Here is a 25,829-nt window from a genome sequence, read left to right as displayed (position 1 = left end):
GGTCTTCATCTTTTCTTATCCACATATCCAAGAAGTAAGGACAGTCTGAATGTGGCGACTACACTTTCGAACCATTATTCAGAGAAATAAAACCAACCTTGATTGATAAACTCAGACAGTAGTGTCATTACCGAAGGTTGGCTAACCCAAGTTGATAATTGCTGTTGACTGAACAAGTGCTCATTTGCGATGAGGCTTACAATATCAGCATCAATGCCATCAACATTAATAACTTCACCATTCACATAAAGGTGGGCTTGTGTATCAGCTTCTAGTTTCAAGACCTTTAAACCGCCAATACGTTGGATGCTCGCACCGTCTTCGATGGCTTCAATAACATCAGCTTCGCAAATCGCTTGTTCAATTGGATTTAGGTCTAGTTCAAATCTGTTTTGACTCAGTAGCTTACCTAACATGGTTTGATATTGGCTTGGGTTAGTGGCTAGCTCGGCTAACATATCCATCATAGCTTGTTGCTGTTGTTGACCCACAAGTCCCTTGTTGGCCTTCTCTTGAGTTGATGTAAATCGCTGTTCACCAGAATTATTGTCGATTAATGAATCAGCAAGTCCAGTTAATAGCTCTTGTTGGCTTGGGGCTCTAAACCCTATCGAATAGCTTAAGGCAAGCGATAAAGTCTCACCACAATGGGGGTAACCAGGTGGGATATACAGTACATCGCCTTTGCTTAATACAACATCAATGATAGGGTCAAAGTCGTCCACTAGAGGACTGTTTTTATCACCGCCGCGCTGCTGATGTTCACCGATATTACCGACTTGCCAACGCCGTTCGCCTTCGCCTTGAATAATAAAAACATCATAATTGTCGATATGTGGCCCAACGCCGCCTTTGGGTGTCGCAAACGAGACCATTAAGTCATCAAAACGCCAATCAGGCAAAAAGCGGAAGGCTTCCACCAGTGGTTGAGATGCTGGATACCAATGATTCACAGCTTGGACTAATAACTGCCAGCCATCTTCACCGTATTTTTCATAATCCTCAAATGGTCCTTGGACCACACTCCAAGCATCAGCTTGTGTTTGCACAATTCGTGAAGAAATATCATCTTCCATGGCTAAACCAGCAAGTTCATCTGCAGAAATGGGATCTTCGAATGCATTGAATGCATTTTTAATGGCAATTGGTTTCTTTTGCCAATATTCACGAAGGAATTCAGCAGTATCAAAATTTAATGTATACATAATCGGTGCCGTCGCTTAGAAGCAGATGTACTTCATGTATCAGAATTTCCACCCTGTGGATTCTGCTAATGGTGTAATAGTAAAAGCTTCAATGTCGCTGTTTGACAACTAAAAACTCTTCCTTGTAATTACTCACTTGTGCAAACAAGTCTATCTATTTGGGATTATTTCTATAAGGAAGTCAGGGCCGAAGTTTAGCCCTGTTGGCTTAACGCGATTGTTGTTTGTTCATTTTTTTACGCAAAGCAGCGTCTAGTTCTTCGGGATCCATTACGTAGCCTTCCTGTTCTATGTTAGGAAACACCACAACAGCCAATTCATCACCTTCTAAGCCGCGCGTCCAGCGTTCCAGCCATACTTTAAGTTCTATTGATTTGGCTTCGCAATCCTGCCATTCGTCAACAGCCCAAGCTTGTGCATGTTCTTGGCTCGGCCAAACGGGTACACAGTCTTCATCATCAGTATTAAACATAACGCAGCCATCACTATCATTGAGGATCCATATTTCTTGGTGATCAACGGCGCTTTGCATAAAAAATAGATAACGAGACTGCGGATCGCTTTGGGCTATAACGTCATTTTTGTTGGTCATGTTGTTCTCCAATTATCGACCGATTAATAACTTGGTCGAGTGAAACCTGTAGCGAATTTTGATGAGCATAGCTTAAATCATCTAACGACTCGATGTCAGTAAAAGCATGAACAAGCCATCGAAACAAAATCCGATCATTATCACAACGAACGATTTATCCAAGTAAGTTGAACGATTTGTGTCTTACCCATAGTGAAACTACATGTCAGCATGCACACAATAGTTTAGTCAGTGAGGACTTATGATTAACAATCCAATTTTACCGGGTTTTAATCCAGACCCGTCCATTTTGCGTGTCGGTGATACCTACTACATAGCAACATCAACCTTTGAATGGTTCCCTGGGGTAAAGCTTTACCAGTCTAATAATCTGAGCGACTGGCAACAAATTGGTTACGCTCTTGATAGAAGCTCCCAACTTGACCTTAGTAGCCTTGATACTGCGCGCGGTGTATGGGCTCCCTGCCTAAGCTATAACGACGATAAAAGTCTTTTCTATCTGGTGTATAGCAATGTTTATTCCATGCGCTCGGGATACTTTGACCTCGACAATTTTGTGGTCACTGCGCCAAATATCGAAGGCCCATGGAGCGAGGCCAGCTATTTAAATAGTAGCGGTTTTGATCCGTCTTTATTTCATGACGATGATGGGCTTGCGTGGTTAGTCAGTCTTGAATGGGAAAACCGCAGTAACTACGATCACCCCGGCTGGGTTGTTGTGCAGCAGTATTGCTTGGAAACGAACAGCTTGGTTGGTAATGTAACCCGCTTAACAACTGGTGGCACTAAACGTGGATGTATCGAAGCCCCACATCTATATAAACGTGGCGACTACTACTATTTAATGACTGCCGAAGGTGGCACTGGCTATGGTCATGCGGTGGTGATGCTACGCAGCACTAACGTTACTGGCCCCTACGAACCTGATCCACAATCCATTGTTTTAAGCAATTGTCTCGATGAGTTTGACGAATTTGCAATTGATGACAGCGTGAAACTACACCGCTTTGAACCGCATTCAAAACTTGCAAAATCTGGGCATGGTAGTTTGGTGCATACCGCATCAGGTCAGCCTTATATCGCCCATCTATGTGCTCGTCCGTTTGCCGAACAAGCCAATTGCATTCTTGGTCGAGAAACCGCCTTGCAAGCCTGTCAATGGACAGACAATGGCTGGTTACGCTTAAAAGATGGCGGCAAACAAGCGCAACTTACCTGTGAGCCACCTCTACAACACCCAGAAACAATAGGGCAGCTCCCCTATTCTTTTGGACGCGACAATTTTGACCCAAACAAGCTCGCTGACGACTACCAAAGCTATCGACTGCCATTGCGTAATGACTGTATTCGACTCACCAACCCAGGTATTGAAATCAAAGGCACGGGCTCATTGTTTAGTAGTCGTCACATGTCATTGCTAGCACGTCGAATAAGTCATTTTAATTGCAGATTCGAAACCAGCCTTAGCGTTGAACCCAAACACCACTTATGCAGCGCCGGTCTCACCTGCTTCTATAGCCAAAGCAATTTTTACTATCTCAAAGTTTATTGGAGTGAGTCTTTAGGCCAGCGGGCTATCTCTATACTCAGTAGCACCTTAGCGGGTAAAACTGAGTATACCCAGTACCGCATCGCAATCGACGCCACCTGTAAGGTTCAACTTGCATTCGAGTTACAAGGAAAACACCTACACGCAAGTTATTGCTTGGCAAACGGTGTTTGGCACAACATTGGGCCCTGTCTCGATGCCTCTATCTTAAGCGATGAGTACGGCAGTCAAAAATTTACTGGCAGTTTCGTAGGATTATTTTGCGAAGATTTACGTCAACAACAGTTACTAGCCCAGTTTGATTATCTTGACTATCAAATCACCGCTAAACATAAAAACCAAAAACCATAATCAGTAGTTTTGTTTTTCATCACTATCTAGATCGCTTTTGGACTTTTTAAATAACGATCTAGTTCACATTGAACGATTCGTCCAAGAGCCTTGAACAGTTCGTCTATTCAATCTAGCCAACACTAATCCTAAGATGAATTTACGTTGATGGGTTTATTAGATTTATTTCAGTTTATTAGTTCAGTTGAATTGGCTATTAGGGAAATTTCTTATGCCGCAAGATACTACAAGTTTAAGCCAAGGTAAGGCGCAGACGTCTTGGTTTTCACGCAACAATCAAGGGGGGCGTCTTTGGACCCTATTGTTGTTTCTTCCACCAGCATTGTGCCTATTTACCTTATTTGTAGTTGTACCTTTGTTCGAAGCATCGTTCTTTAGTTTCTATCGTTGGAATGGTATTGGGGAGCTTAATAACTACTTAGGTTTACAAAACTACAGTAAAGTTATTGGTCACAGTGCCTTTCATACTGCGATTGGAAATACCTTAAAAATCGTCGCTGTTTCATTGTTAATTCAACTTCCTCTCGCCCTTTCAGTCGCGCTTTGTGTCTACAAGCAGTCATGGGCAAACACAGTTTTTAGACTCATTTTCTTTTTACCTTACATTTTAGCTGAAGTTGTTGCTGGTCTGATTTGGAAGTTCATCTACGACGGTAATTACGGCGTGGTTAATATGTTCACCGAGTTCTTTGGTTTGGAAAACTACTTCATTCTTGGTGATAAGCAATGGGCCTTTGCCGCAATTTTAATAGTCATTATTTGGAAGTATTTTGGATTTCATATGATGATCTTTATTGCAGCCTTACAAGGCGTACCTAACGATCTCGTAGAAGCGGCTAAAATCGATGGTGCAACCCGCTTACAAACCACCTTTTTAATCAAGATCCCACTGATTAAGCACGCCATTATTCTATCAATGTTCTTCAGTATTTTGGGCGCATTGCAATTGTTTGACTTAATCATTCCCTTAACCAACGGCGGTCCAAGCCACTCCAGCCATTCCATCGTTAGTTATCTGTATACCTTTGGAATATCCAGAATGCGAATTGGTTTTGGTAGTGCTATAGGCGTGTTGTTGTTCATTGCCTGTGTTGTTTTTGCGTTTACTTATCAAAACGCCTTCATGAAAGATAAGAAATAGGATTATAAGTCATGAAAAAACGCTTTATGAACGATTGGGTCAAGATCTGCTATTTAATGCTTATCGCTGGTTTTGTATTGGTGCCCCTACTTGCCGCCGTCTTAGGGGGATTTAAAAGTCTTGGTGAGTTGCAGTCAAATCCAATTGGCCTACCTAACAACTGGGAATTTGAACACTACGGCGCTGTTCTCAATAACCCATTTCTATGGAATTCGATGAAAAACAGCTTTGTTATTTCTTCGATGACGCTGATTTTAACCTTACTTGGTGGCGCGATGACCGCGTTTACTTTTTCGCATATTCGTTTTGTTGGCCACCGCTACGTATACAGCTACTTTTTGCTAGGCATGATGTTCCCTTTCGCCACTGGAATTTTGCCTCTGTTTATCAAGATAAGAGACTTAGGCTTGTTGGATTCATTTTATGGCGTGGTTATCCCACAGGTCGCTTTTGGCTTAGCGATGGCCATCTTGCTTTTCAAAACCTTTTTTGAGCAATTACCCGCTGAATTGTTTGACGCCGCTCGCGTTGATGGCTGCGGCTACGCACGATTTTTCTTTGAAATTGTCATTCCATTATCAACCCCAATATTGGCCACCGTAGGCGTGTTTGTCTTAGTGACAAGTTGGAACAACTACTTATTGCCTTTGGTCGTTCTAAACAATAGTGATTTGTATCCTTGGACCCTTGGCATTATGCAGTATCAGGGTGAGTTCGCAGTGGAGTGGAACAAAGTACTTGCTTACGTCTCAATTACAGTACTTCCAGCGCTAGCATTTTTCATCGTCGCTCAAAAATATATCGTTGCTGGTCTCACCGGCGGCGCAGTAAAAGGATAATTAGCATGGCAACTGTCGAATTTAAACAAGTACATAAGACCTACCCAGGCGCACATATCGTCAAAGGCATCGACCTCAAAATTGAAAGTGGCGAATTTCTAGTGCTCTTAGGCCCCTCTGGCTGCGGCAAATCAACAACCTTGAGAATGATAGCTGGCTTAGAGGATATCAGTGAAGGTTGTATTGAAATTGACCAACAAGTGGTTAACGATTTAGAGCCTAAAGAGCGAAATATCGCGATGGTATTTCAAAGCTACGCCTTATACCCGCACTTAAGTGTTTACAAAAATATCGGCTTTGGTCTTCGTTTAGCCAAAGTTGATAAGCAAATCATTGATAGCAAAGTTCGAGACGTCGCTGAACTGCTTGAACTTACACCACTGTTAGATAGAAAACCTAAAGATCTCTCTGGTGGACAACGTCAGCGAGTGGCAATGGGTAGAGCAATGGTGCGAACACCGAATGTATTTTTGTTCGATGAACCGCTGTCTAATCTCGACGCCAAGCTACGCCACACCATGCGTGCCGAAATACGGCAGCTACACGATCAACTTAAAAAAACCACCGTGTACGTCACTCACGACCAAGTGGAAGCAATGACCTTGGCTGACCGAGTGGTCATTATGCACGAAGGTCACATTGCTCAAATTGGCAAACCTCGAGATGTGTTTTTGCATCCACAGTCTAAATTTGTTGCTGGCTTCATTGGCTCGCCAACCATGAACTTTTTAAAAGGCGACGTCCGTATAGACGACAGCAGTAACTATTGGCTTAACTTTGCCGGAAACGATGTTCAGCTTGACCAAAGCTACAGCGGCAATGTTGGAGAAGTGGATCTTGGTATCCGCCCTAGTGATATCTACTTAAGTCCAAAGACATGTAGTCATAACAATCCATTACACGAATTTGAGGCCAACATCGACAGCTATGAATTACTCGGTGCAACCGCCCTTATTGTAGTCAGCCGAGGAGAACAAAGCTTTAAGGTTGAAGTCAGCGCCAACTATGCCTTAGAAAGTGGCCAGGCAATGACCTTACATATTGATTTATCGCAGTTACATATTTTTGACACGCAAAGCGGCGCAGCTGTTTATCGCGTCATTAATTAGTACTTAATAAATTGCACAACCCTACATATACAATAAAAAGGAAGAAACATGAAACTTGCAAAGATTGCACTTGCTTTAGGTATCGCTAGCGTATTTTCAGTTAACGCAGCTCCAACAGAAGTTACGGTTCTACATACCAGTAATGAGTCGGTAGTAAACGCCACCTGGGATGACCAAGTTGAACGCTTTAATGCCCAGAACCCAGATATTCAGGTAAATTTTGAGTACATTGGCGGTGAAGCATTTAAAACCAAGCTGCAAACGCTGCTTATGTCCGATAGCAAGCCTGACATTATTGGTACTTGGGGCGGTGCAGACTATTCAGATCGTGCACGCTCAGGCCTACTTGCAGATATGACAGACTATTTACCGACCTTACAAAAAGAGCTACCCAAAGGCGCCGTGGATGCCTACCGCGTAGACGGACGTCTTTATGGCTTACCGTCGGTCAGTAAACCTACTATGCTTTATTACAATACTGGGCTTTTAAACAAAGCGGGCGTCAAAACCAGCGAACTTGAAACCTGGGAAGGGTTCATTGGCGCAGTTGAAAAACTTAAAGCAGCAGGGATTACTCCTTTAGCAATTGGTGCTAGCGAAGGTTGGCCGGCGCACTTTTACTATAGCTACTTGGCCATGCGTATTGGCGGTCCAGATATCTTCAAAGACGCAATTGAAAACGGTTTTGGCGACCCAGCGTTCTTAGAAGCTGCCGTTCAATTACGCCGATTAAGTGATATGAAACCTTTCCAAAAAGGCTACATGGCACAAGATACTGCGAATGCATTTGCCCAATTTGGTAATGGCGAAGCGGCCATGCAGTTGCAAGGTGAATGGGGTTATAAAATCCAGCAAGACAATTCACACTCTAAAAAAGGTGTTGCGGCAGATAGTTTAGGGCTTGGTCGTTTCCCAACGGTGGCTGGCGGTGAAGGCCAACTCAATGACATTATTTCCGGTATCGATGGTTGGGCGTTTACCAATTCCGCTTCCCCTGCTGCAGCTAAATTTATGGAGTTTTGGCTCAATGAACAAAACTTAGGCCAGCTCGCGTCCGAAGCCATGATGTTGCCGATTAATGGTAATTCAGCAAAAGAAGTTAAAGAACCACTAATGTTACGTATGGCGGCATTGGTCCCTGAAAGTACCTATGTGCATGGCTTTGTGGATCAAATACTGGGCGCACATCTCGGTGGTGCAGTAAACGACGTTTCTACTGAACTCGTTGGTGGTACTATCAGTCCTGAAGATGCAATAGCGATGTTACAAGAAGCCTATGATTTTCAATAGTAGGCCACTATTGTAAAGCTAAAATGCGCCTATCTTAAGGCGCATTTGTTGTTTGCCTTGTGCTAAGGAAACCCTATGGGCCATCTGTTTAAGAAAGGTTTTTTTTTCGTTCTTGAAGACTTTTTACGCCATACTAAAGACCGTGGTTTAAAAGAAATTGGTTACTTTCCGAATAAGCCTTTTACGCTTAATTACGAGTGCCCTACTGTAAATTTTTCAGTCATCCTCAGTGGGAAAGGTTTTTACGAAGTCAACGGCATTACTTACCGCGTTGAAGCGCCCTGCGTTTTAGTGCAACTTCCCGGACAAAAATACCACTATGGTCCTGAGGCGGGTCAGAATTGGGAAGAGATGTATTTTATATACGATCAACGTCAACTCAGCCGTTTATTCGATAATGCTTGGCTCGATCCTAAAATTGCAGTTCGAAAAATAAACAATCGTTATAGCGTTAGTGACGCCATCATTGAACTAAAAAAAGCAGCCGAAACCACACGACCTTGCGACATTATAGAGCAGCTTAGTGAACGGGTTATCTTAGAAACACTAATGCCCGCCCCTGTGAATGAAGACGACGAGTTGGTAGCTAAGTTACGTGACATAGCACTGAGCTTAAAAACCAACCATCAGCACACGGTAATGTTCGAAAAAATAGCGGACGATCTCAATATCTCTTACTCAACCTTTCGTCGAATTTGGTACGAGCTTTTTGGAACAAGTCCCAAAAACTATCAGAAAAAACACCGCTTAACTGAAGCCGCACGATTACTACTATCGAGCAATTTGTCGGTACATCGTGTTGGACAGCGCTTAGGTTTTGACGACCCTGCTTATTTTTCTCGCATATTTAGGAATTACGTAGGCTGCTCACCCAGTGAGTACCGTAGACGCCAGGCCTGGGTTGTTGGACCTGAATATCAAAACAACAACAAAATTATGCACTGTGAACAAGAAACAGAAATTCAACGAGATAATTTGTTGTTAGAAGAGGCATAGTTGGCCATTATACAAAGCTTTTAACGCAGCGAAGGACTTACATGCCAAGCATACTATGTTTTGGAGACTCAAATACTTGGGGAGCGAATCCAAATGATGGCAGCCGTTACAGTCGGCGACAACGCTGGCCAACCATTCTTGCCGATAAGCTTGGCCCAGCTTACGAAGTTATAGAAGCCGGACAACCTGGACGCACGACCGTACACGAAGACCCCTATGAAGGGGACCGAAATGGAATGCGCCACTTACGACCAATTCTCGAATCACATATTCCAGACTTAGTACTCGTACTTTTGGGAACCAACGACTTAAAGGCCTTTTTGAACCAATCAGCCTATGATATTGCGCGCGGCGCAGCGCGGATCGTTCAGGAAATTCAATCCTACCAACACGCTTCAAAGTCGAGTCCTGCTGAGGTCATCTTGCTTACGCCACCAGCGATACACGAAATTGATGGCTTTAGCGACATGTTCAAAGGCGGCGCACTTAAGTCTCAGCAATTAGCCCATTACTATCAGCAGCAAGCGCAAGAACTCGGTTGTAGGTATTTGGATTTAGGCCAAATAGTTGCGTCTTGCCCCAAGGAAGGTATTCATTGGCAAGCCACTGAGCACATTAAACTGGCAGATGTTTTACAGCCAATAATTATGGACTTGTTCGAGAGCAATGCGCATTTCAAACTAAATCGCTAATCAAGACATAATAGCAATCCTACTGACTATTTATTAAACCGAGTCGACAGCAATCACTTGTCTCAGCGTCAAAAATGGTGTCATTAGGACAACTAGTAACTGTGCTTTTTCACTTGATTCAAGCAATACTATATACGACTAATAACGACCAACTAATGAGTAGGATTGGTATAACTAATTTGCTGTGTATCCAAATTGTAAAGTGGTCGTATTCTAAGCTTGCCTTTAGGGAGTTTGCCCCGAAGTAATGCCATGCGAATTTTAAGGCTGCTCACCTAATTAAAACCATTAAGAGCGGGTTTGACTAACAATCAAACCTGTAAACGCTAGCTTTCCGTTGATTTTGGCCCCCACGGCTTACCATGTACGGTTCCTTTTTGAAGCCGATCGTAGAGAACAACATTAGCTGTTGCCGCCAAGTTCATACAGCCTTTTGTTGGCACATACACTACCTCTTGGCACCAAGCCATTACGGACTTAGGCACTGAGCCATCCTCGGGTCCGAAAATGTAAAAAGCTCGCTCAGGATGTTTGTATTCAGTTAATGGCTGGGCGCCTTCAACCAATTCAATAGCAACGGGCGTACAGTCGGTTGGAATAACTGATTTAAGATCGTCAACTGAAATTAGTGGTAGCGCGTGAGCAGCACTTTTTGTATCGGTAGAAAACTCTCTAGCGTAGCCATAACGTTGACCCGTATAAAAAACGACATGACTGTCATAGCAGCCTGCTGCGCGTAACACGCTTCCTACATTATCTGCATTTTTGGGGTTAACCAAGCCTATACAGGAATAACCTTTTTCCACTTTTTCACCAGAACACCGTAATAATTGGCTGTATTTTAGCAAACATAAATCGGAAATGGTGGGATTTGATATCACCGGTTGATGATCTCATTCTCAACACATAATTGCTTATTTTTCGCACCATAATCAAAAAACATGATCAAGATCTCAGATATTTAGTCATTTAAGCCCTATTTTTGATCCCGGTAGTACCACACCCCCACAACAACAAGCTACCACCCTACACACTTAAGGAGAACACCTATGAACGGATTGGTAAAAGGTATTTTAGCCAGCCTTATCATCGCCAGCTCAAGCGCAGCCATTGCAAAAGATGTAACCATTGGCGCCATTTTGCTAGATACCAAAGGCGAATGGATGTCTGAGGTTATGCACGGAATGAAACAGGCCGGAGAAGATTTAAACATTAAAGTAAGAGTTGCTGATTCAAGCGGTGACTTGGCTAAAGAAGCCTCAATCATGGACAACTTTGTTGCTCAAGGGGTTGATGCGATAACCATTTCCCCGCAAAACGACGAAGCTTCAGCGGCAGCCTTCGACCGTGCAGTCAACAGCGGCATTCCAGTAGTTACTTGGAATTCAAAAGTTAACTCTGAAAACATGAAGTATTTTGTAGGTGTAAACAATTACGACTTAGGTAAAGAAACTGGCGAAGTAGCAGTACGCTATATCAATGAGAACATGGGTGGGAATGCCAAAATTGCGGTCATTGGTACGAGTAAATATTCGGTTGGCCTAGAACGTGTTAACGGATTTTTAGACCAAGTAACAAAGTTACCAGGGGTTGAAATTGTAGCCAGACAAGATGCGGAATATGTTGAACTCGGTATGAGCGTAACCGAGGCAATCCTTCAAGCCAAGCCCGAAACTGACATGATCTGGGCATGGAACTTAACCTCAATGCTAGGCGCTTATGCCGCTGTTAAAACTCAAGGGCTGGACGATATGGTCATGATGGGTACTGACATGAGCTTAGACGTTGCGCGTTTCATGCAAGAAGAAGGCACATTCTTGAAAGCTGTGACAACGCAGCAACCGTTCGAGATTGGCTACCAAGCCGTGACTAATGCTTATGAATTAGCGACCAAAGGCGAAACTAAATCTGAAGTACTTGTGCCACTACGCACTTATGTTTCAGGGACACCAGCGGAACTTAAAGAGTACATAGAAAGCCGCGATTACTTGTAATAACTAGTTGCGGCGACTTAGTCGCCGCACTATTCAAAGGAGTTGACTGTGAATTCACCATTGTTAAAAGCAAGTGGTATCAACAAACAGTTTTCTGGTGTCAGTGTATTAGAGAACGCATTTCTACAAGTTGAACCAGGCGAAATACATGCCTTAGTGGGTGCCAATGGTGCTGGTAAAAGCACATTAATCAAAGTGATAACCGCAGCTCATCAGGCCGACTCTGGCCAAATAATGCTTGAGGGAGAAGCACTTAACTGTAGGAATCCTAAGCAAGCTAGCGAGGCCGGTATTAGCGCTGTTTATCAAGAATTTAGTCTTATTAGCGATCTCAGCGTCGCTGAAAACATATTTCTAGGGCATAGCCCCAAAACATCAAGAAATCTTATTGATTGGAAGGAAATGCAAGCCAAAGCGCAAGCTATTCTGGATACTCTTGAAAGCCCGATTAAGCCTAAGGCAATTGTACGTTATTTGAGTGTAGCCGAGCGTCAAATTGTTGAAATCGCGAAGGCACTTAGCTATGAAAGCAAAGTGTTGATCATGGATGAACCAACGTCATCTCTATCTGAGGAAGATGTTCAAAAACTATTTAAAGTGATGCGCAGCTTAAGTGCAAAAGGGATGGGCATTATTTATGTCTCTCATCGTCTCGAAGAGCTACCGCAAATAGCGCATAAAATTAGTGTTTATCGTGATGGTCGTTATATCACAACCTTGGATATCGACGATGCACCGAAGTCAGTTATCATCGAACAAATGGTCGGAAACTCTATTTCTGTACAAGCTCACCAAAAGCGCGACGTTGGCCCTACTTTTTTCGAAGCAAAAAATCTTTCAAGTCCTGGTAAGTTTTCAAATATCTCATTTGAAGTTCACGAGGGAGAGATCTTGGGGATAACTGGCTTAGCTGGCGCTGGACGCACTGAACTAGTAAGAGCTCTGTTTGGCGCAGATCCGCTGCCTGCCGGAGAGCTATTTTTAGATGGTAAATCGATAAAAATAAAGTCGCCACGGCAAGCTAAAGCAAATGGAATAGGGTTTATATCCGAAGACCGCAAAGAAGAGGGTTTAGTGCTTGATCATAGCATTGGAGACAACATCAACCTGACCGTTCTCGAACGTATCAAGCGCGGGCTTATTATACCCCAAGAAACAGAGAACAAGCTTTCTAATTCAATGATCACAGATCTACATATTAAGTGTAATAACCGTCAACAGCTGGCTAAAAATCTTAGTGGTGGCAACCAACAAAAAGTGGTTATCGCGAAATGGATGGCAACCAAACCACGACTTTTAATTATGGATGAGCCAACTCGCGGCATTGATGTTGGCGCAAAGTCTCAGATATATGGCTTGTTGAAAACACTCTCCCAGGAAGGGGTTGGCATCATCATGATTTCTTCGGAAATACCGGAAGTACTTGAACAAAGTGACCGAGTTATCGTAATGGCCCAAGGGCAGATTACGTTCTGTGGTGATAATGAAAACCTCAGCCAAGATCAAATTTTGGACTACGCCACCTCCAGCACCAGCTTTAACGCAGCGTAAGGATTACACATGACCACTCAAGCAAATAAAATAAATCCCGGCACCGACCCGGTATCATTGAAACTAGTGACACGATTTCTACTCAATAATGCGCTGTATGTTGTACTTGCAATATTGGTGGTAAGCCTAACCATATTGTCTGACAACTTTCTAACCACTGCTAACTTAACCAACATACTGCGTCAGGTTTCGTTCCAAGCCATTATTGCGGTCGGTATGACCATGATTATCATTTTGGCTCAAATTGATCTTAGTGTTGGTTCCGTGGTTGCTTTTGCTGCTGTCGTAAACGCGCTGATGATTAAAGCTGGCATCCCTATTCCCGTGGCTTTATTGCTAACGGTTGCCATTAGTTCGCTATGGGGTGTTATCAGTGGCTGGGTAACTGCCTACTTTAACTTACATGCATTTTTGGTAACACTAGCCATGATGACCTTGATTCGAGGGGTCACCTATACCATCACCGGTGGTTACCCTGTTAGTGGATTGCCGATGGAGTTTTTACAGCTAGGATCTGGGTATTTTGCAGGGATCCCATTGCCGATTATCTATATGGCGGTAATCTACATTGTTGGTATTTTTGTAATGAAAAAAACCCCATTTGGACGCGCCATTTATGCCATCGGTGGTAATTCTGAAGCTGCACGCTTGTCTGGCTTAAATGTAAGCCAAGTAAAAATAGCAGTGTTCGCCATTACAGCTGCTCTTTCAGGCTTTGTGGGCATCATATTGTCATCACGTTTGATGGCCGGATCTCCAGAATTGGGGATTAGTTGGGAATTAGATGTCATTGCCGCCGTAATTATTGGTGGAACAAGTATGTTTGGCGGCTCAGGACGATTAGTTGGCACCTTAGTGGGAGTTTTATTTGTAGGCGTGCTAACTAATGGTATGATTTTGCTAGACGTTAATCCCTATATGCAGCAAGTTGCTAAGGGACTATTAATATTAGGGGCGGTAATTCTCAACAGCCTCAAACGCGAAAGCTAAATTTCAAAAAGTGCCATTAGTGAACATTGATAAACTTTTTCGATGTTCAACGGCAAATTGGCTTCGCGTAACGCAATGTTTAAGGATACACATGATTCAATTTGCCACTGTCGAAAAAGAAACAGTTACCGAGAAAATCATTAAGCAAATTGCTGAGTTGATAACTTCTGGCCAACTAAAACCGGGAGACAAACTACCCAACGAGCGTGATTTAGCCGAGCAGCTAAGTGTAACCCGCAGTCGTCTGCGCGAAGCACTACGAGCCTTGTCTATGGTCGGCATGATCACTATCCGTGCTGGCGAAGGTAGCTTTGTAAACGACAAGCGCAATAACACGCCTAAAGATGCAACAGTTTGGATGTATCACGAGGCGTTAAACAGTGTGTCTGAAATGTTTGAAGCCCGCGAGCTTATTGAAACCGAAGTCGCGATTCGCGCTTTTGAGCGCTGTGATGACAATGGCCGACTTCGATTGGATAAATGCTTTACCGCACTGGAGCAAAGTCGTTTGGCCAGTGTCGAAGACTACATGGCATGTATTGACGAGTTCGATCTTGTACTAGCAGAGCTTAGTCAAAATACCTTGTATCTAAAACTTAGCCAAACGCTGCAACATCTGCGTCGTGAATCGGCCCTAGAAACACTGCGGGTAGCGGGTGGTAAGGAAAACAGTTTCATATTACGTAAAGCTGTTTTTGAAGCGTTTCACAATGGACAACGAAGTGAACTAGAAACGGCTCTTAAACAATTTTTCCATAATTCGAAGTCATTTTACGAAACCAAAGACTGAGATCAACGCCAAGCATAAGTTTGGCTTTTTTAAGAGCCCCTTGGTAGCACCATTAGACCAAGCATAAGGAGCATAGTATGGATCTTAAACGCGTCGGCAGCGTTATCGAAATTAAAGCAGACCAAATTGAGCACTACCGTGAACTGCACGCCAATCAGTGGGATTCGATCACGTCGGCACTAAGCAAAGCTTGTTTAAGCAACTATTCCATTTATTTACGTCAGCTACCGGACAAAAAGTACTATTTATTTAGCTACTTTGAATACACAGGCACAAACTTCGAGCAGGATATGGCATTGCTCGGGGACAACGCTGACGTACAAGCTTGGTGGGATATTTGTAAGCCTATGCACCTACCTTTTAGTGATCGCGCCGAAGGTGAATGGTGGGCATCGATGGACGAAGTATTTCACCAAGATTAAAACTGTGCACTGGACGATGTTTTTGGCAATTTGCGCGTGGTTTACCGGTAGTACCAGTATACAATCTTATTAAGTACAATAAGGATTACGATATGCAAGCTCAAGATCTTCCCTTAGCCGGGATATTGGTTTTAGATTTTTCTCAATTTTTAGCAGGTCCTTCTGCTGCCCTCCGTTTAGCCGATTTAGGTGCGCGTGTTATTAAGATTGAGCGCAGTGGTGTTGGCGACCTGTGCCGACAACTCACCATTTCTAATTTAACCGTCGGTGGGGAAAGTGCCGTTTTTCAGACCATCAATCGTAATAAGGAAAGCTATAGCACCAATCTTAAAGACCCTGTAGATCTTGAGAAAGTGAAGTCTCTCATCAAAGAGGCCGATATTATGATTCAAAACTTTCGACCAGGCGTCATGCAAAAGCTTGGGCTAGACTATCCAGAAGTTAAAAAACTTAATCCGAATATTGTATACGGGAGTGTTAGTGGCTATGGCGATGAAGGTCCTTGGAAACACAAACCAGGACAAGACTTACTCGCCCAATCAATGAGTGGTCTGGTAAACCTTAACGGAAATGCAGATCAACCCCCTATGCCTTTTGGCTTAGCGGTGTCCGATATGATTACTGGCGCCCATTTAGTTCAAGGGCTACTAGCGGCTATGGTCAAACGCGGTATACGTGGTGAAGGTAGCTTTGTGGAGGTAAGCTTATTGGAGTCAACCTTGGACTTCCAATTTGAAGTTTTAAGTACTTATCTTAATGACGGTAATCAACTTCCTCAGCGTAGCTCAATCAACAATGCTCATGCCTATTTAGGTGCTCCTTATGGTATCTACCAAAGCAAGGATGGCTTTATTGCTTTAGCCATGGGATCCGTTGTCACCCTTGGTCAGTTAATAGATTGCGAAGCGTTAATTAGCTATGACAACCCTGACGATTGGTTTGATCAACGCGATACTATTAAAAGCATTTTAGTTAGTCATCTCAAGTCACAAACAAGTCAATACTGGTTGGACAAATTAGAACCAGCAGACTATTGGTGTGCTGAAGTCTTTGATTGGGACAAACTCAGTGCGCACGACGGCTTTAAAGAACTGGCATTCACCCAAACCACCGAACGTGGAAGTGATCACCAATTTCATACCACTCGCTGCCCAATTAACATTGATGGCCAACGGTTGTATTCAGCCAAACCCAGTCCATTGCTTGGCGAACACAACGACGCCATTGAAACCGAGTTTTTTAAATAATGAAAACAGCCCAATCAGACGGACTATTAAACGGATTGACGGTATTAGATTTTAGTCAATTTTTAAGCGGGCCGTCCGCGGCTCTTCGCTTAGCTGATCTGGGGGCTAGAGTCATTAAAGTTGAACGGCCTGAAGGCGGCGACATTTGCCGTAGCTTATATATTGCTAAGCAAAAAATAGAAGGCGACAGTACAATATTTCACGCGATCAATCGAAACAAGGAAGGCGTAAGCCTAGACCTTAAAGATCCGGTCGATCATCAATTAGCACTTGAGTTAATCGCCAGCGCAGATGTCATGATCCAGAACTTCAGACCTGGAGTTATCGAACGTCTCGGTCTTGATTATGAAAGTCTAAAACATATCAATCCACAACTCATTTATGCCTCTGTGAGCGGTTATGGTAACAATCAAAGTAGCTTGCGCTCCAAACCGGGACAAGACCTGTTGGCCCAATGCATGTCAGGGCTTACATGGTTAAATGGTAATGCAAGTGACGCCCCTACTCCCTTCGGTTTAGCGATAGCAGACCTAAGCGCCTCTTATCAGCTCGTACAAGGCATATTAGCTTTATTAGTACGACGTGGTAAAACGAAGCGAGGTGGCTTGGTCGAAGTTAGCTTGCTAGAAGCACTTGTTGATTTGCAATTTGAAGTCTTTTCTAACTATCTCAATGGCGGGGATGCACGACCAAGCCGTTGTAGTGAACTCAACGCGCATGCCTATATGAGCGCACCTTACGGAATCTATCAGAGTCAAAACGGCTACTTTGCGATTGCTAGTTTTGCCATCAATAAACTTGGCGAGATACTAGGATTAGACGAGTTAGCTCGCATGGACGATTCTCGCTTATGGTATAGCGAGCGAAGCTACATTTACGCACGCCTCGCAAAACACTTTGTCAGCGAAAACAGCGATTATTGGTTAGGTTTACTGTCAAGCCATCAGGTGTGGTGTTCCAACGTATTGGATTGGCCTGAATTATTCGCCCATGAGGGTTTTAAAGTCTTAGATTTCGTCCAAGAGATAGAACAAGGCAACGTTAAAATGCTAACAACCCGTTGCCCAATCCGTATCAATGGTCAGATACTGAAAAGCAATAAAGGGTCTCCCAAAATCGGAGAAGACAATCACAAAATTTTATCCAAATTAGCTAAGTGAGCTCAGCATGATCCAGGAAATTTATTTTGAAGACTACCAGATTGGTGATACTCGCCAAACCTTGGGTAGAACAATCACCGAAGCAGACATTGTTCTGCACGCCGGTCATACAGGTGATTTTTTCCCGCACCATATGGACGCGCAATGGTGTAAAACACAACCGTTTAAACAACGGATTGCCCATGGCACCCTAACCTTTGCCGTAGGGGTTGGCATGACTGCAACCTTGATTAACCCCGTTGCAATGACCTATGGATATGAGCGTTTACGCTTTCCAAATCCAGTGCATATTGGCGATACCATTAACGTTAAAGTTGAAATTACTGAAAAACGCGATCACGAACGGAAACCTGAATTCGGTTTTGTAACTGAACGATTAACAGTTACCAAACAAGATGGTTCAGTCGTTCTAGTTTGCGACCATTTGTTATTAGCAAACAAGAAAGCTTAATTTAACGCTTGTCTTGGTAGCACCAAGATACCAATTTAAGAAGGTAAACATGCTTACATTACGAGGAATGACTTGGGACCATCCCCGAGGATATGCGCCGCTCGAACAAGCAGCACTCGAATACTCGAAACTTCATCCCGAGGTTAACATTATTTGGGAGCGTCGTTCGCTACAGGCCTTTGCTGATCGCCCTATCGACGTCATGGCGGCGGAGTATGATCTTATGATTATCGATCATCCCCATGTCGGTGAAATCACACGAAAAGCATGTTTGCTAAAACTTGACCAAGTGGGTCGAGACCAAGAGCTCGCTCATTTGTCACGCAACAGTATCGGTCCATCTCATCAAAGTTACCACTACGATGGCCACCAGTGGGCACTGGCAATTGATGCTGCGGCTCAGATTGCTTGTTCGCGACCCGATCTAATTGACATTGCGCCAAGGCGATGGTCTGAGGTCATTGAGCTTGCTAAAACTGGCAAAGTGCTCTGCCCACTCAAACCCGTAGATGCCATTGATGGCTTCTTTAGTCTGTGTGCCAATCTCGGAAACCCTGTCGCACAACATGAGGCGCAACTCGTCGATCCCAAAACTGGTTCTGACTGTTTACGGCTACTACGCGAACTAGCAAGTCATGTACCGCAAATGTGCCTAAGTGCTAACCCCATCGAGATTTTCGAAATCATGAGTCAAGAAGATGATTTTAGTTACTGTCCGTTGATGTTTGGCTACACCAACTACGGCCGTCCGAATTACCGTAAACACCAGCTTCGCTTCCACGATATGCCCGCAATTGGCGATTTAGGTTGCAAAGGGTCAATCATTGGCGGCACCGGGATCTGTATTTCAAGCTTATCTAAGCATCAACAGGCGGCCATCGACTTTAGTTTCTATCTCGCCAGTGAATCGGTGCAGTCTGGATATTACTTCGAGCATCAAGGTCAGCCTGCGCATAAGCAAGCCTGGCTGAATCCAACGATTAATGAGCAATGTAACAACTTCTTTAAAGACACCTTTGAAACCCTTGAACAATCTTGGGTTCGCCCGCGTTACGACGGCTATATGAGTTTAGCTGATGATGGCGGCGATTTGATCAACAACTATTTACACAAACGGGTTTCAACGCAACAGTGCCTCAAACAACTCGAAGCATTGTACCAATACAGTCTAACCCACCCTGCAAGCCAAAAATTTGAATAGGTAACGACATGAGTACAAGTATCGATCTAAAACAACAAGTAGCAATCGTCACCGGCGCAGCACGTGGCTTAGGCTTAGCCCAAGCCAAGGCATTACTAGATGCAAACGCCAAAGTCGTCATCACTGACTTAGACGCTGATGCATTAGCAAGCGCAAAAGCAAGTTTGGATAGTCCAAATGTCTATACCTACGTGCAAAACGTTAAAGACTTTGAAGCAACGCCTGGATTTGTGCAAACCATAGAAGACGAAGTTGGTCCAATTGCATTTTTGGTAAACAACGCGGGCGTGCATCTTAAAAAGCCTATCTGGGAAGTCGAACTAGCTGAGTTTCAAAACATCAATGACATCAACGTCACTGGTGTATTTATGATGAGTCGTGAAGTCGCTAAACGCATGATGAAACGCGAGTTCGGATCAATCGTAAATATTAGCTCAATGGGCGGTTTAATGGCGCTTCCAGGCGCGACCGGCTACGTCACTACAAAAACAGCAATCGTAGGCTTAACGCGCAGCATGGCCGTTGATCTAGGACCTTATAATATTCGGACTAACGCTCTGTGTCCTGGTTTTATCGATACCGAAATGACTCGAAAAGTACTTGCTGGCGACCCACAACGAGCCGCTAAAATTAACGGCCGTATTCCAATGCCTCGCTTGGGATTAGGCGAAGATATCGCCAATGCAACTGTATTTCTTTGTTCTGAACAAGGCGGCTATATCAATGGGCAATTGTTGCCGATTGATGGCGGCTACAGCGTAGGATTTTAAACAATGGATAATTCAAAACAATATCGCGCTTTGGTTTTAGACCGCGCACAACATACCGAAATTCAAATGATGACGCCCAGGACTTTAAGTGAAGGTGAAGTGCGCATCAAGCTGGGCGCCGCCGGTATTTGCGGAACCGATTTACACTATTATGCAGCCTATGCAAACTCTGGCTTTGAAATACAAAGCCCACTGACGCTCGGCCATGAAGCCAGCGGCACTGTTAGCGAGCTCGGTCCTAATGTTGTAGGCTTTGAGATTGGTGACAAAGTTGCTATCAATCCGGTAGTGGCTTGCGGTCACTGTCTGCCTTGTCGTCGAGGCCAAGCAAACCTTTGCGAGAATAAACGCTTCCCAGGATCTGCTACAACCATTCCCCATATTCATGGATTTTTCCGTGAGTACTTCGAATATCCTGCTAGTGCTTGTATTAAGGTTGATCCCAAAACCTCACTTGAAGAGTTGGCCTTTGTTGAACCATTGTCTTGCTCAATGCATGCGATTGAACGCGCCGGCAACCTGCTTGGTCGTAAGGTTCTAGTCAGTGGTGCAGGTCCAATTGGTGTTTTGGCAGCAGCGTGTGCAAAAGCTGCTGGTGCAGCCAGTGTTACGTGTACCGATTTAAGCGATGACACCTTGGCTATTGCTGCGCAAATGGGCGCGGATGAATGCATCAACGTTGCCAATCATCCAGAACAACTCCAACGTTATTTTGAAGGTAACGGTCAGTTTGATGTGGTTGTTGAAGCGTCAGGTGCTCTACCTGCTTTAGATAACGCACTGAGCGCAGTTCGTCGCGGCGGAACCATTGTCTTGCTATCGAATCTGCCTGCAGGCAAAGTCGAAATACGTGCCAATATGATTATGCTCAAAGAGCTTAACTTTTTGGGGACCATGCAGTTCGGTTTAGAGTTCGAAAAGGCTCTAAGTCTGATCCTGAATCGGCAAGTAGATGTACGCCCAATGTTAAGTGCGCAATTTGATTTGGCTGATGCACAGCAAGCTTTTGAACTTGCAAAAGATCGCCAGCGCTCAATGAAGGTACAATTAGTATCAAATAAGTAATTTGTTAACAGGGTTTCAGACTTAATGCGTTTGAAGCCCTTGTCATTAGTTTCGGAGTTTTCATGGATATCCAATATTTACCGGTGTTGCCCAGTGATCCTCGGCCTATTTGTATCATTGGTGCAGGCGGCATAGTTAAAGACGCACATCTACCGGCCTATGCTCAAGCAGGTTTTAAAGTTCATTCCATCTATAACCGCTCAAAAGCTAAAGCTGAAGCCTTGGCTGAGCTCTTCGATATTCCCCACGTGTTTGACGATATTGCCCAACAGGTTGCTAACGCTCCAAGCAATGCTATTTTTGACCTAGCCTTGATGCCAGCTCAATTTATTCAAAGTTTAGAATTACTTCCCGATGGCGCTGCAGTGCTTATTCAAAAACCGATGGGAGACGATCAAGAGCACGCCAAAGCAATTTTGGAAATATGTAATCGTAAACAGCTTAAAGCCGCGGTTAATTGTCAGCTTCGTTTCGCACCTTTCGTCGCCGCTGCGCGCTCCATCATCGAGCAGGGTTTAATTGGGGAGTTATACGATTTAGAAGTTCGCGTGACCGTGCACACGCCTTGGGAGTACTTCCCAAATGTGATCAATCATCCGCGCTTAGAAATTCAACAGCATAGCGTGCACTACATCGATTTGTTGCGTTCATTTTTAGGTGAGCCAAGCCGTGTATTGGCTAAAACGGTTGGCCACCCAGCAAATAAGCTTTCATCAACACGCTCGACTATTATTATGGATTATGGCGATAAGCAACGCGCTGTCATCAATACTAATCATGACCATCGCTTCGGTATTTCCCATCAAGATAGCTTTATTAAATGGGAAGGTACTAAGGGCGCAATTGTGGCCAAACTGGGTCTGCTGATGAACTATCCTGAAGGTTTAGAAGATAAGTTTGAGTATTGTATTGTTGACGATAGTAACCAAGTACAGTGGCATACCTTGAAACTCGAAGGCTCATGGTTTCCAGAAGCCTTTGTTGGCAGTATGGCAGAACTACAGCGTTTTGTGTGCGGTGATGATTCGCAACTGCGTACCAGTGTTGAAGATGTTTATCAGAGTATGTACTGTGTTGAACAGGCGTATGCGAGTTCAGACGCTAGTTAAAAATCTAGAAATCGTAAGCGTTGATTGGCCATCAGCGCTTTTTTACCAACGATTTAAACCGCACGCAGAGCTTGCTCATCTAAACAATAATGACTCCGCTACACCTGCAGTGTCATGAGTTGAAAGCCAATACCGTCTTTTTCGCCCGCACTACCAACCTCAATAAATCCAAATTTCTTATACACCGGTACCGCAAATAATGACGACCGAAGCGTATAGACATCAGACACACAAATCTGCGTTGCATAACGCCAAAGTTTGCGAGAAATACCTTTACCTTGATGCATCTTTGATACAAACAAGTGATACAAGTAGTCATTTCCCTTCATTGCGATGTAGCCAATGATCTCGCCACTAGATTCACACACAAAATTGGAGAACTCATCGCTACCTATCCGCTTTAGAATCGCACTCTTAGTGAGCGTATCTGTCAGCCAGCTCGGTAAATCTGTATTAGGCTTGTTTAAATAAAAATGGGATAGCGACTTAATCAAATGGCTAATCTGATGAGCATCGCCTTTTTGAGCAACTCGAATAAACATAGCTTTCTATACATGTGTCTGATGGTCGAATCACATTAGCACGTGCTGTTCGTTATCAGCAACAGTATACGGTGTGTAGTGCTTTACCCATTACGATGACAGTGCTTCAAGTATTATCTAAGTTGCTTAATGTTAGCTTAACCCGTCGAACCAACACGGGTTTATTGAAGCGGTAAGCAAAAATGTCTGGATCAAAACCATATATTGACTTCAAACATATTAGTAAGGGCTCTAAAAGGTAAAATATCAAACTACATTTTCTTTAAGCGTAATCAGACTGATACTGTTTCACTCAACAACGCATCAATATAGGTCTCTTTGTGCATTCGTTTCTTGGAGTTTGTATGCCCAATATTGGTTCTGTTCACTAAACCAAAAGCGACATCATTGGAGAGCTAAAAGCGGTGTGGGTCCATGCTGATTGTGGCCATGGAACCGGTTTGGCAACTGGAAATAATCAATTGAGTTTTGACGGAAGCTATACCATTACATACTTTGATGCACACGGCGCATTGTTGACAGTTCTGAATCTAGTTATCATTAAACGAAAGCATCACTACGATTTATCATGGTTTAAAGATGACGTACTTGTTAGTGTTGGCATTGGATTAGAAAGCGCTAATGCACTATCTGCGGGTTTTATGATGTTTAATGCTTGTCGGCCCAATACAAGTTGTTTGGCAGTTTCTCACCCGCATGCTTAGACAAACACTCAGCTCAACAAATAGACTACAACACGGCCCTAGAGGGTAAAGGATAAAGCTTGCTGATCTGGAATAAAATCAAATCGATAGTTATCATCGCACTGGTAATTGTCATCCCAGAGCTCATTCGTTTTTATACCGGACTTCCAATCACTATTATTGACCTTGTCGTGTTCCCTGTCTTTTGCCTATTGCTGTATTTCATCACGACTTATGTTCTAGATATTAAACGAAGCTCCAAATTGGATGCAAATAAGGTATTTGACCGTCGCTGGAAAGTGATTGGTTTTTTGATCTTTTCAGTTGCAATTGCGAGCATGGGTATTTGGCTTACTTGGCTTGGAGTTCAACAACCATTAACCTTGTTTTCAAGTGCCAAAGGTGCTGCACACGGCTACACTTTAGTTCAACTCGGCGTTATTACTACGCTTTACAGTGTAGGTCTTAGTGTTGTTTGTTCAATTAGTCTTATCCGCACACCAATGCGTTCAAGTTAAGTAACAAGGGATAAACACGTTAAACGGGGCTACAGCGCAAAAAAATACGAGTCAACCGACGGTTTCAGTGTCAAGGGTTTGAACTTCTGTCAGTTCTTGGGGCCTTCAAGTGCTGGTTTGTCGTATTAGCTCTACTATTTCGCAGGCTCATCAATCTATGGAATACCAATGAACAACAGCAAATCAACGATCGATCTATGGCAAGGACAAAGACTTCACTATTGGGCACTAACTCTATTACTGTTAATCGTATATTTGCTTTGGGCAGTTTTAGCTAAGCCTTACCCCTACACTTTTTGGATAGCCGTGGCATTTCCAGTGCTGCATCAGGTATACGTGTGGTTCACATGGCGCATAGAACTGCGCCACTCAGCGATCAGTAATAGTATTGGCTTTAAGGTCTATGTTGTTTTGTTTTTCTTACTATTTGGTGGCCGCTTTGTCAGTTTGTTCGCGCTTGCTTGGATGGACAGCGGTAGTTTAATGCTGCCAAATACAATGGTGGTCATTCTAACCAGTATTTGCGCCCTACCCGGCATCTACGCAATGTATAGCGTACAACGATACTTTGGCATGCTCCGTGCGTCTGGTGCCGATCATTTTGATCCTAAGTATAGAAATATGCCCTTGGTTAATCAGGGTATTTTCCGCTTTACCAACAATGGTATGTATAAGTATGCTTTCTTGCTTTTTTGGGCGATAGCGCTTGGATTCAATTCTAGTGCTGCTATGTTAGTCGCAGCTTTTAGCCACGCCTATATCTGGATTCACTATTACGCCACCGAAAAACCTGATATGGACTACTTGCATACAACTAGCGACCTATAGCCATTGCGATGGCAGTTAGCGCTTAAACGCGCTAACTAAGGTAGGGGTTACTCAGGTTTTAAACAATTTGGGAATACAGAGTCCTGAGTTGTTTTTCCATTCTTCAAAACCTTCGTATCGAGATAGTGATTTATCTTTTTGTAGCATGTTACGGATAAAGAAAGACCACCAGTAAACTAGCGCTACCAACGCTAATGGGTGCAGCGCCAACATTGCAAAACCGGCGTAGATCAGCATTTCACCCAAGTAATTTGGATTACGAGTGCGGCTAAATAAACCATTTACAATTAGCTCTTTTTTGTTCGCCAGCTGGGTGTGTTTGTGCGCATCGCTAACGTAATGATAAAAAATTCCTACCACCACAGTGACTACAGCACATGCTTTTATCCAATTCGGCGCTTCAAAATGCCTAGAAATGATCAGATACGGTGCAATCCAATACAAGCCCAACATACCAAATACAAAAATTGAGCCCGCAACTGGGTGAATCGTTGTCTCAAAGCGTTTATCTCTAAACGTGTACTCTTTTATCAGCCATAGCAAACAGTAGCTGCTGTGCAAGGCAAGGTAGATCCAGGCAGTAGCTCCCCAAAAGTTAAACAAGTACATCATACCCATCACCACAAAAGGCGTGGCTATCTTGTGGGCGTTAATAAAATGCCTGACTTGCATAGGTTTACTATTTTCCTGTTTTGCATCGTTCATAAGTTTAGACTCAAAGTCATCGTTTAAAGCACCTAACAT

The 25,829-nt window shown here is 43.6% G+C and carries 27 protein-coding genes; 22 read left to right on the top strand and 5 right to left on the bottom strand.

Annotated features, from left to right (window positions below; translation table 11 throughout):
• Positions 1–74: 74 nt before the first annotated feature.
• Complete coding sequence (locus DBZ36_RS04890; protein WP_120353803.1) at positions 75–1,205, bottom strand: ribosomal protein uL16 3-hydroxylase; 1,131 nt, start codon at positions 1,203–1,205, stop codon at positions 75–77.
• 208 nt (positions 1,206–1,413) lie between these two features.
• Complete coding sequence (locus DBZ36_RS04885) at positions 1,414–1,797, bottom strand: DUF2750 domain-containing protein (RefSeq protein ID WP_120353802.1); 384 nt, start codon at positions 1,795–1,797, stop codon at positions 1,414–1,416.
• Positions 1,798–2,038: 241 nt separating this feature from the next.
• Between DBZ36_RS04885 and DBZ36_RS04880 the strand changes: the two genes are divergently transcribed.
• The 7 genes from DBZ36_RS04880 (at position 2,039) to DBZ36_RS04850 (ending at position 9,764) form a co-directional block, all read left to right on the top strand.
• The gene (locus DBZ36_RS04880) at positions 2,039–3,697 is read left to right on the top strand and encodes a glycoside hydrolase family 43 protein (RefSeq protein WP_120353801.1); all 1,659 of its coding nucleotides are present in this window, start codon (positions 2,039–2,041) and stop codon (positions 3,695–3,697) included.
• Positions 3,698–3,908: 211 nt separating this feature from the next.
• Positions 3,909–4,838 (top strand): carbohydrate ABC transporter permease, encoded by a 930-nt coding sequence (locus tag DBZ36_RS04875; RefSeq protein WP_120353800.1) that lies wholly within the window; start codon positions 3,909–3,911, stop codon positions 4,836–4,838.
• An 11-nt stretch (positions 4,839–4,849) separates the two neighbouring features.
• Positions 4,850–5,677: a carbohydrate ABC transporter permease gene (locus DBZ36_RS04870; protein WP_120353799.1), complete on the top strand. Its 828-nt coding sequence runs from the start codon at positions 4,850–4,852 to the stop codon at positions 5,675–5,677.
• A gap of 5 nt (positions 5,678–5,682) precedes the next feature.
• Entirely contained in the window at positions 5,683–6,786 is a 1,104-nt protein-coding gene (locus tag DBZ36_RS04865; protein WP_120353798.1) for an ABC transporter ATP-binding protein, read from the top strand.
• A gap of 48 nt (positions 6,787–6,834) precedes the next feature.
• On the top strand, positions 6,835–8,076 hold the full coding sequence (locus DBZ36_RS04860) for an extracellular solute-binding protein (protein ID WP_120353797.1): 1,242 nt from the start codon (positions 6,835–6,837) through the stop codon (positions 8,074–8,076).
• Between the two features lie 75 nt (positions 8,077–8,151).
• The gene (locus DBZ36_RS04855; RefSeq protein ID WP_120353796.1) at positions 8,152–9,072 is read left to right on the top strand and encodes a helix-turn-helix transcriptional regulator; all 921 of its coding nucleotides are present in this window, start codon (positions 8,152–8,154) and stop codon (positions 9,070–9,072) included.
• Between the two features lie 41 nt (positions 9,073–9,113).
• Complete coding sequence (locus DBZ36_RS04850; protein WP_120353795.1) at positions 9,114–9,764, top strand: SGNH/GDSL hydrolase family protein; 651 nt, start codon at positions 9,114–9,116, stop codon at positions 9,762–9,764.
• Between the two features lie 326 nt (positions 9,765–10,090).
• On the opposite strand, the gene DBZ36_RS04845 is transcribed toward DBZ36_RS04850, so the two are convergent.
• Positions 10,091–10,570: an RNA methyltransferase gene (locus DBZ36_RS04845; RefSeq protein WP_120353794.1), complete on the bottom strand. Its 480-nt coding sequence runs from the start codon at positions 10,568–10,570 to the stop codon at positions 10,091–10,093.
• 243 nt (positions 10,571–10,813) lie between these two features.
• On the opposite strand from DBZ36_RS04845, the gene DBZ36_RS04840 reads away from it, so the two are divergent.
• The 12 genes from DBZ36_RS04840 to DBZ36_RS04785 all read left to right on the top strand — a co-directional run bounded on the left by DBZ36_RS04840 (position 10,814) and on the right by DBZ36_RS04785 (position 22,514).
• A complete protein-coding gene (locus tag DBZ36_RS04840) occupies positions 10,814–11,758 on the top strand; it encodes a sugar ABC transporter substrate-binding protein (protein ID WP_120353793.1) in 945 nt (314 codons plus the stop codon).
• 48 nt (positions 11,759–11,806) lie between these two features.
• Positions 11,807–13,309: a sugar ABC transporter ATP-binding protein gene (locus DBZ36_RS04835; protein ID WP_158589030.1), complete on the top strand. Its 1,503-nt coding sequence runs from the start codon at positions 11,807–11,809 to the stop codon at positions 13,307–13,309.
• 9 nt (positions 13,310–13,318) lie between these two features.
• Complete coding sequence (locus DBZ36_RS04830; RefSeq protein ID WP_120353791.1) at positions 13,319–14,299, top strand: ABC transporter permease; 981 nt, start codon at positions 13,319–13,321, stop codon at positions 14,297–14,299.
• 91 nt (positions 14,300–14,390) lie between these two features.
• A complete protein-coding gene (locus DBZ36_RS04825; protein ID WP_120353790.1) occupies positions 14,391–15,089 on the top strand; it encodes a FadR/GntR family transcriptional regulator in 699 nt (232 codons plus the stop codon).
• Between the two features lie 77 nt (positions 15,090–15,166).
• A complete protein-coding gene (locus tag DBZ36_RS04820) occupies positions 15,167–15,511 on the top strand; it encodes an L-rhamnose mutarotase (protein ID WP_120353789.1) in 345 nt (114 codons plus the stop codon).
• A 92-nt stretch (positions 15,512–15,603) separates the two neighbouring features.
• The gene (locus tag DBZ36_RS04815; RefSeq protein WP_120353788.1) at positions 15,604–16,758 is read left to right on the top strand and encodes a CaiB/BaiF CoA transferase family protein; all 1,155 of its coding nucleotides are present in this window, start codon (positions 15,604–15,606) and stop codon (positions 16,756–16,758) included.
• A complete protein-coding gene (locus tag DBZ36_RS04810; protein ID WP_120353787.1) occupies positions 16,758–17,918 on the top strand; it encodes a CaiB/BaiF CoA transferase family protein in 1,161 nt (386 codons plus the stop codon). The genes DBZ36_RS04815 and DBZ36_RS04810 overlap by 1 nt, the downstream gene beginning before the upstream one ends.
• 7 nt (positions 17,919–17,925) lie before the next feature.
• Entirely contained in the window at positions 17,926–18,369 is a 444-nt protein-coding gene (locus tag DBZ36_RS04805; protein ID WP_120353786.1) for a MaoC family dehydratase, read from the top strand.
• A 49-nt stretch (positions 18,370–18,418) separates the two neighbouring features.
• On the top strand, positions 18,419–19,570 hold the full coding sequence (locus tag DBZ36_RS04800; protein WP_120353785.1) for a type 2 periplasmic-binding domain-containing protein: 1,152 nt from the start codon (positions 18,419–18,421) through the stop codon (positions 19,568–19,570).
• An 8-nt stretch (positions 19,571–19,578) separates the two neighbouring features.
• Positions 19,579–20,340: an SDR family NAD(P)-dependent oxidoreductase gene (locus DBZ36_RS04795; protein ID WP_120353784.1), complete on the top strand. Its 762-nt coding sequence runs from the start codon at positions 19,579–19,581 to the stop codon at positions 20,338–20,340.
• 3 nt (positions 20,341–20,343) lie between these two features.
• A complete protein-coding gene (locus DBZ36_RS04790; RefSeq protein ID WP_120353783.1) occupies positions 20,344–21,405 on the top strand; it encodes an L-idonate 5-dehydrogenase in 1,062 nt (353 codons plus the stop codon).
• A gap of 62 nt (positions 21,406–21,467) precedes the next feature.
• Positions 21,468–22,514: a Gfo/Idh/MocA family protein gene (locus tag DBZ36_RS04785; protein WP_120353782.1), complete on the top strand. Its 1,047-nt coding sequence runs from the start codon at positions 21,468–21,470 to the stop codon at positions 22,512–22,514.
• 98 nt (positions 22,515–22,612) lie between these two features.
• Here the strand turns inward: DBZ36_RS04785 and DBZ36_RS04780 are convergent, their stop codons facing one another.
• A complete protein-coding gene (locus tag DBZ36_RS04780) occupies positions 22,613–23,056 on the bottom strand; it encodes a GNAT family N-acetyltransferase (RefSeq protein ID WP_120353781.1) in 444 nt (147 codons plus the stop codon).
• A 440-nt stretch (positions 23,057–23,496) separates the two neighbouring features.
• On the opposite strand from DBZ36_RS04780, the gene DBZ36_RS04775 reads away from it, so the two are divergent.
• The 3 genes from DBZ36_RS04775 (at position 23,497) to DBZ36_RS04765 (ending at position 25,085) form a co-directional block, all read left to right on the top strand.
• Complete coding sequence (locus tag DBZ36_RS04775; RefSeq protein WP_147394995.1) at positions 23,497–23,760, top strand: hypothetical protein; 264 nt, start codon at positions 23,497–23,499, stop codon at positions 23,758–23,760.
• Positions 23,761–23,819: 59 nt separating this feature from the next.
• Complete coding sequence (locus tag DBZ36_RS04770) at positions 23,820–24,257, top strand: hypothetical protein (protein ID WP_120353779.1); 438 nt, start codon at positions 23,820–23,822, stop codon at positions 24,255–24,257.
• Positions 24,258–24,425: 168 nt separating this feature from the next.
• Positions 24,426–25,085 (top strand): methyltransferase, encoded by a 660-nt coding sequence (locus DBZ36_RS04765; RefSeq protein WP_120353778.1) that lies wholly within the window; start codon positions 24,426–24,428, stop codon positions 25,083–25,085.
• Between the two features lie 51 nt (positions 25,086–25,136).
• Here DBZ36_RS04765 and DBZ36_RS04760 read toward each other — a convergent pair whose 3' ends face one another.
• On the bottom strand, positions 25,137–25,829 hold the full coding sequence (locus DBZ36_RS04760) for a methyltransferase family protein (protein WP_120353777.1): 693 nt from the start codon (positions 25,827–25,829) through the stop codon (positions 25,137–25,139).

It is taken from the genome of Alginatibacterium sediminis (genome assembly GCF_003610775.1).
Classification (GTDB): Bacteria; Pseudomonadota; Gammaproteobacteria; order Enterobacterales; family Celerinatantimonadaceae; genus Alginatibacterium; species Alginatibacterium sediminis.
This window is presented reverse-complemented; position numbering and strand designations above follow the sequence as displayed.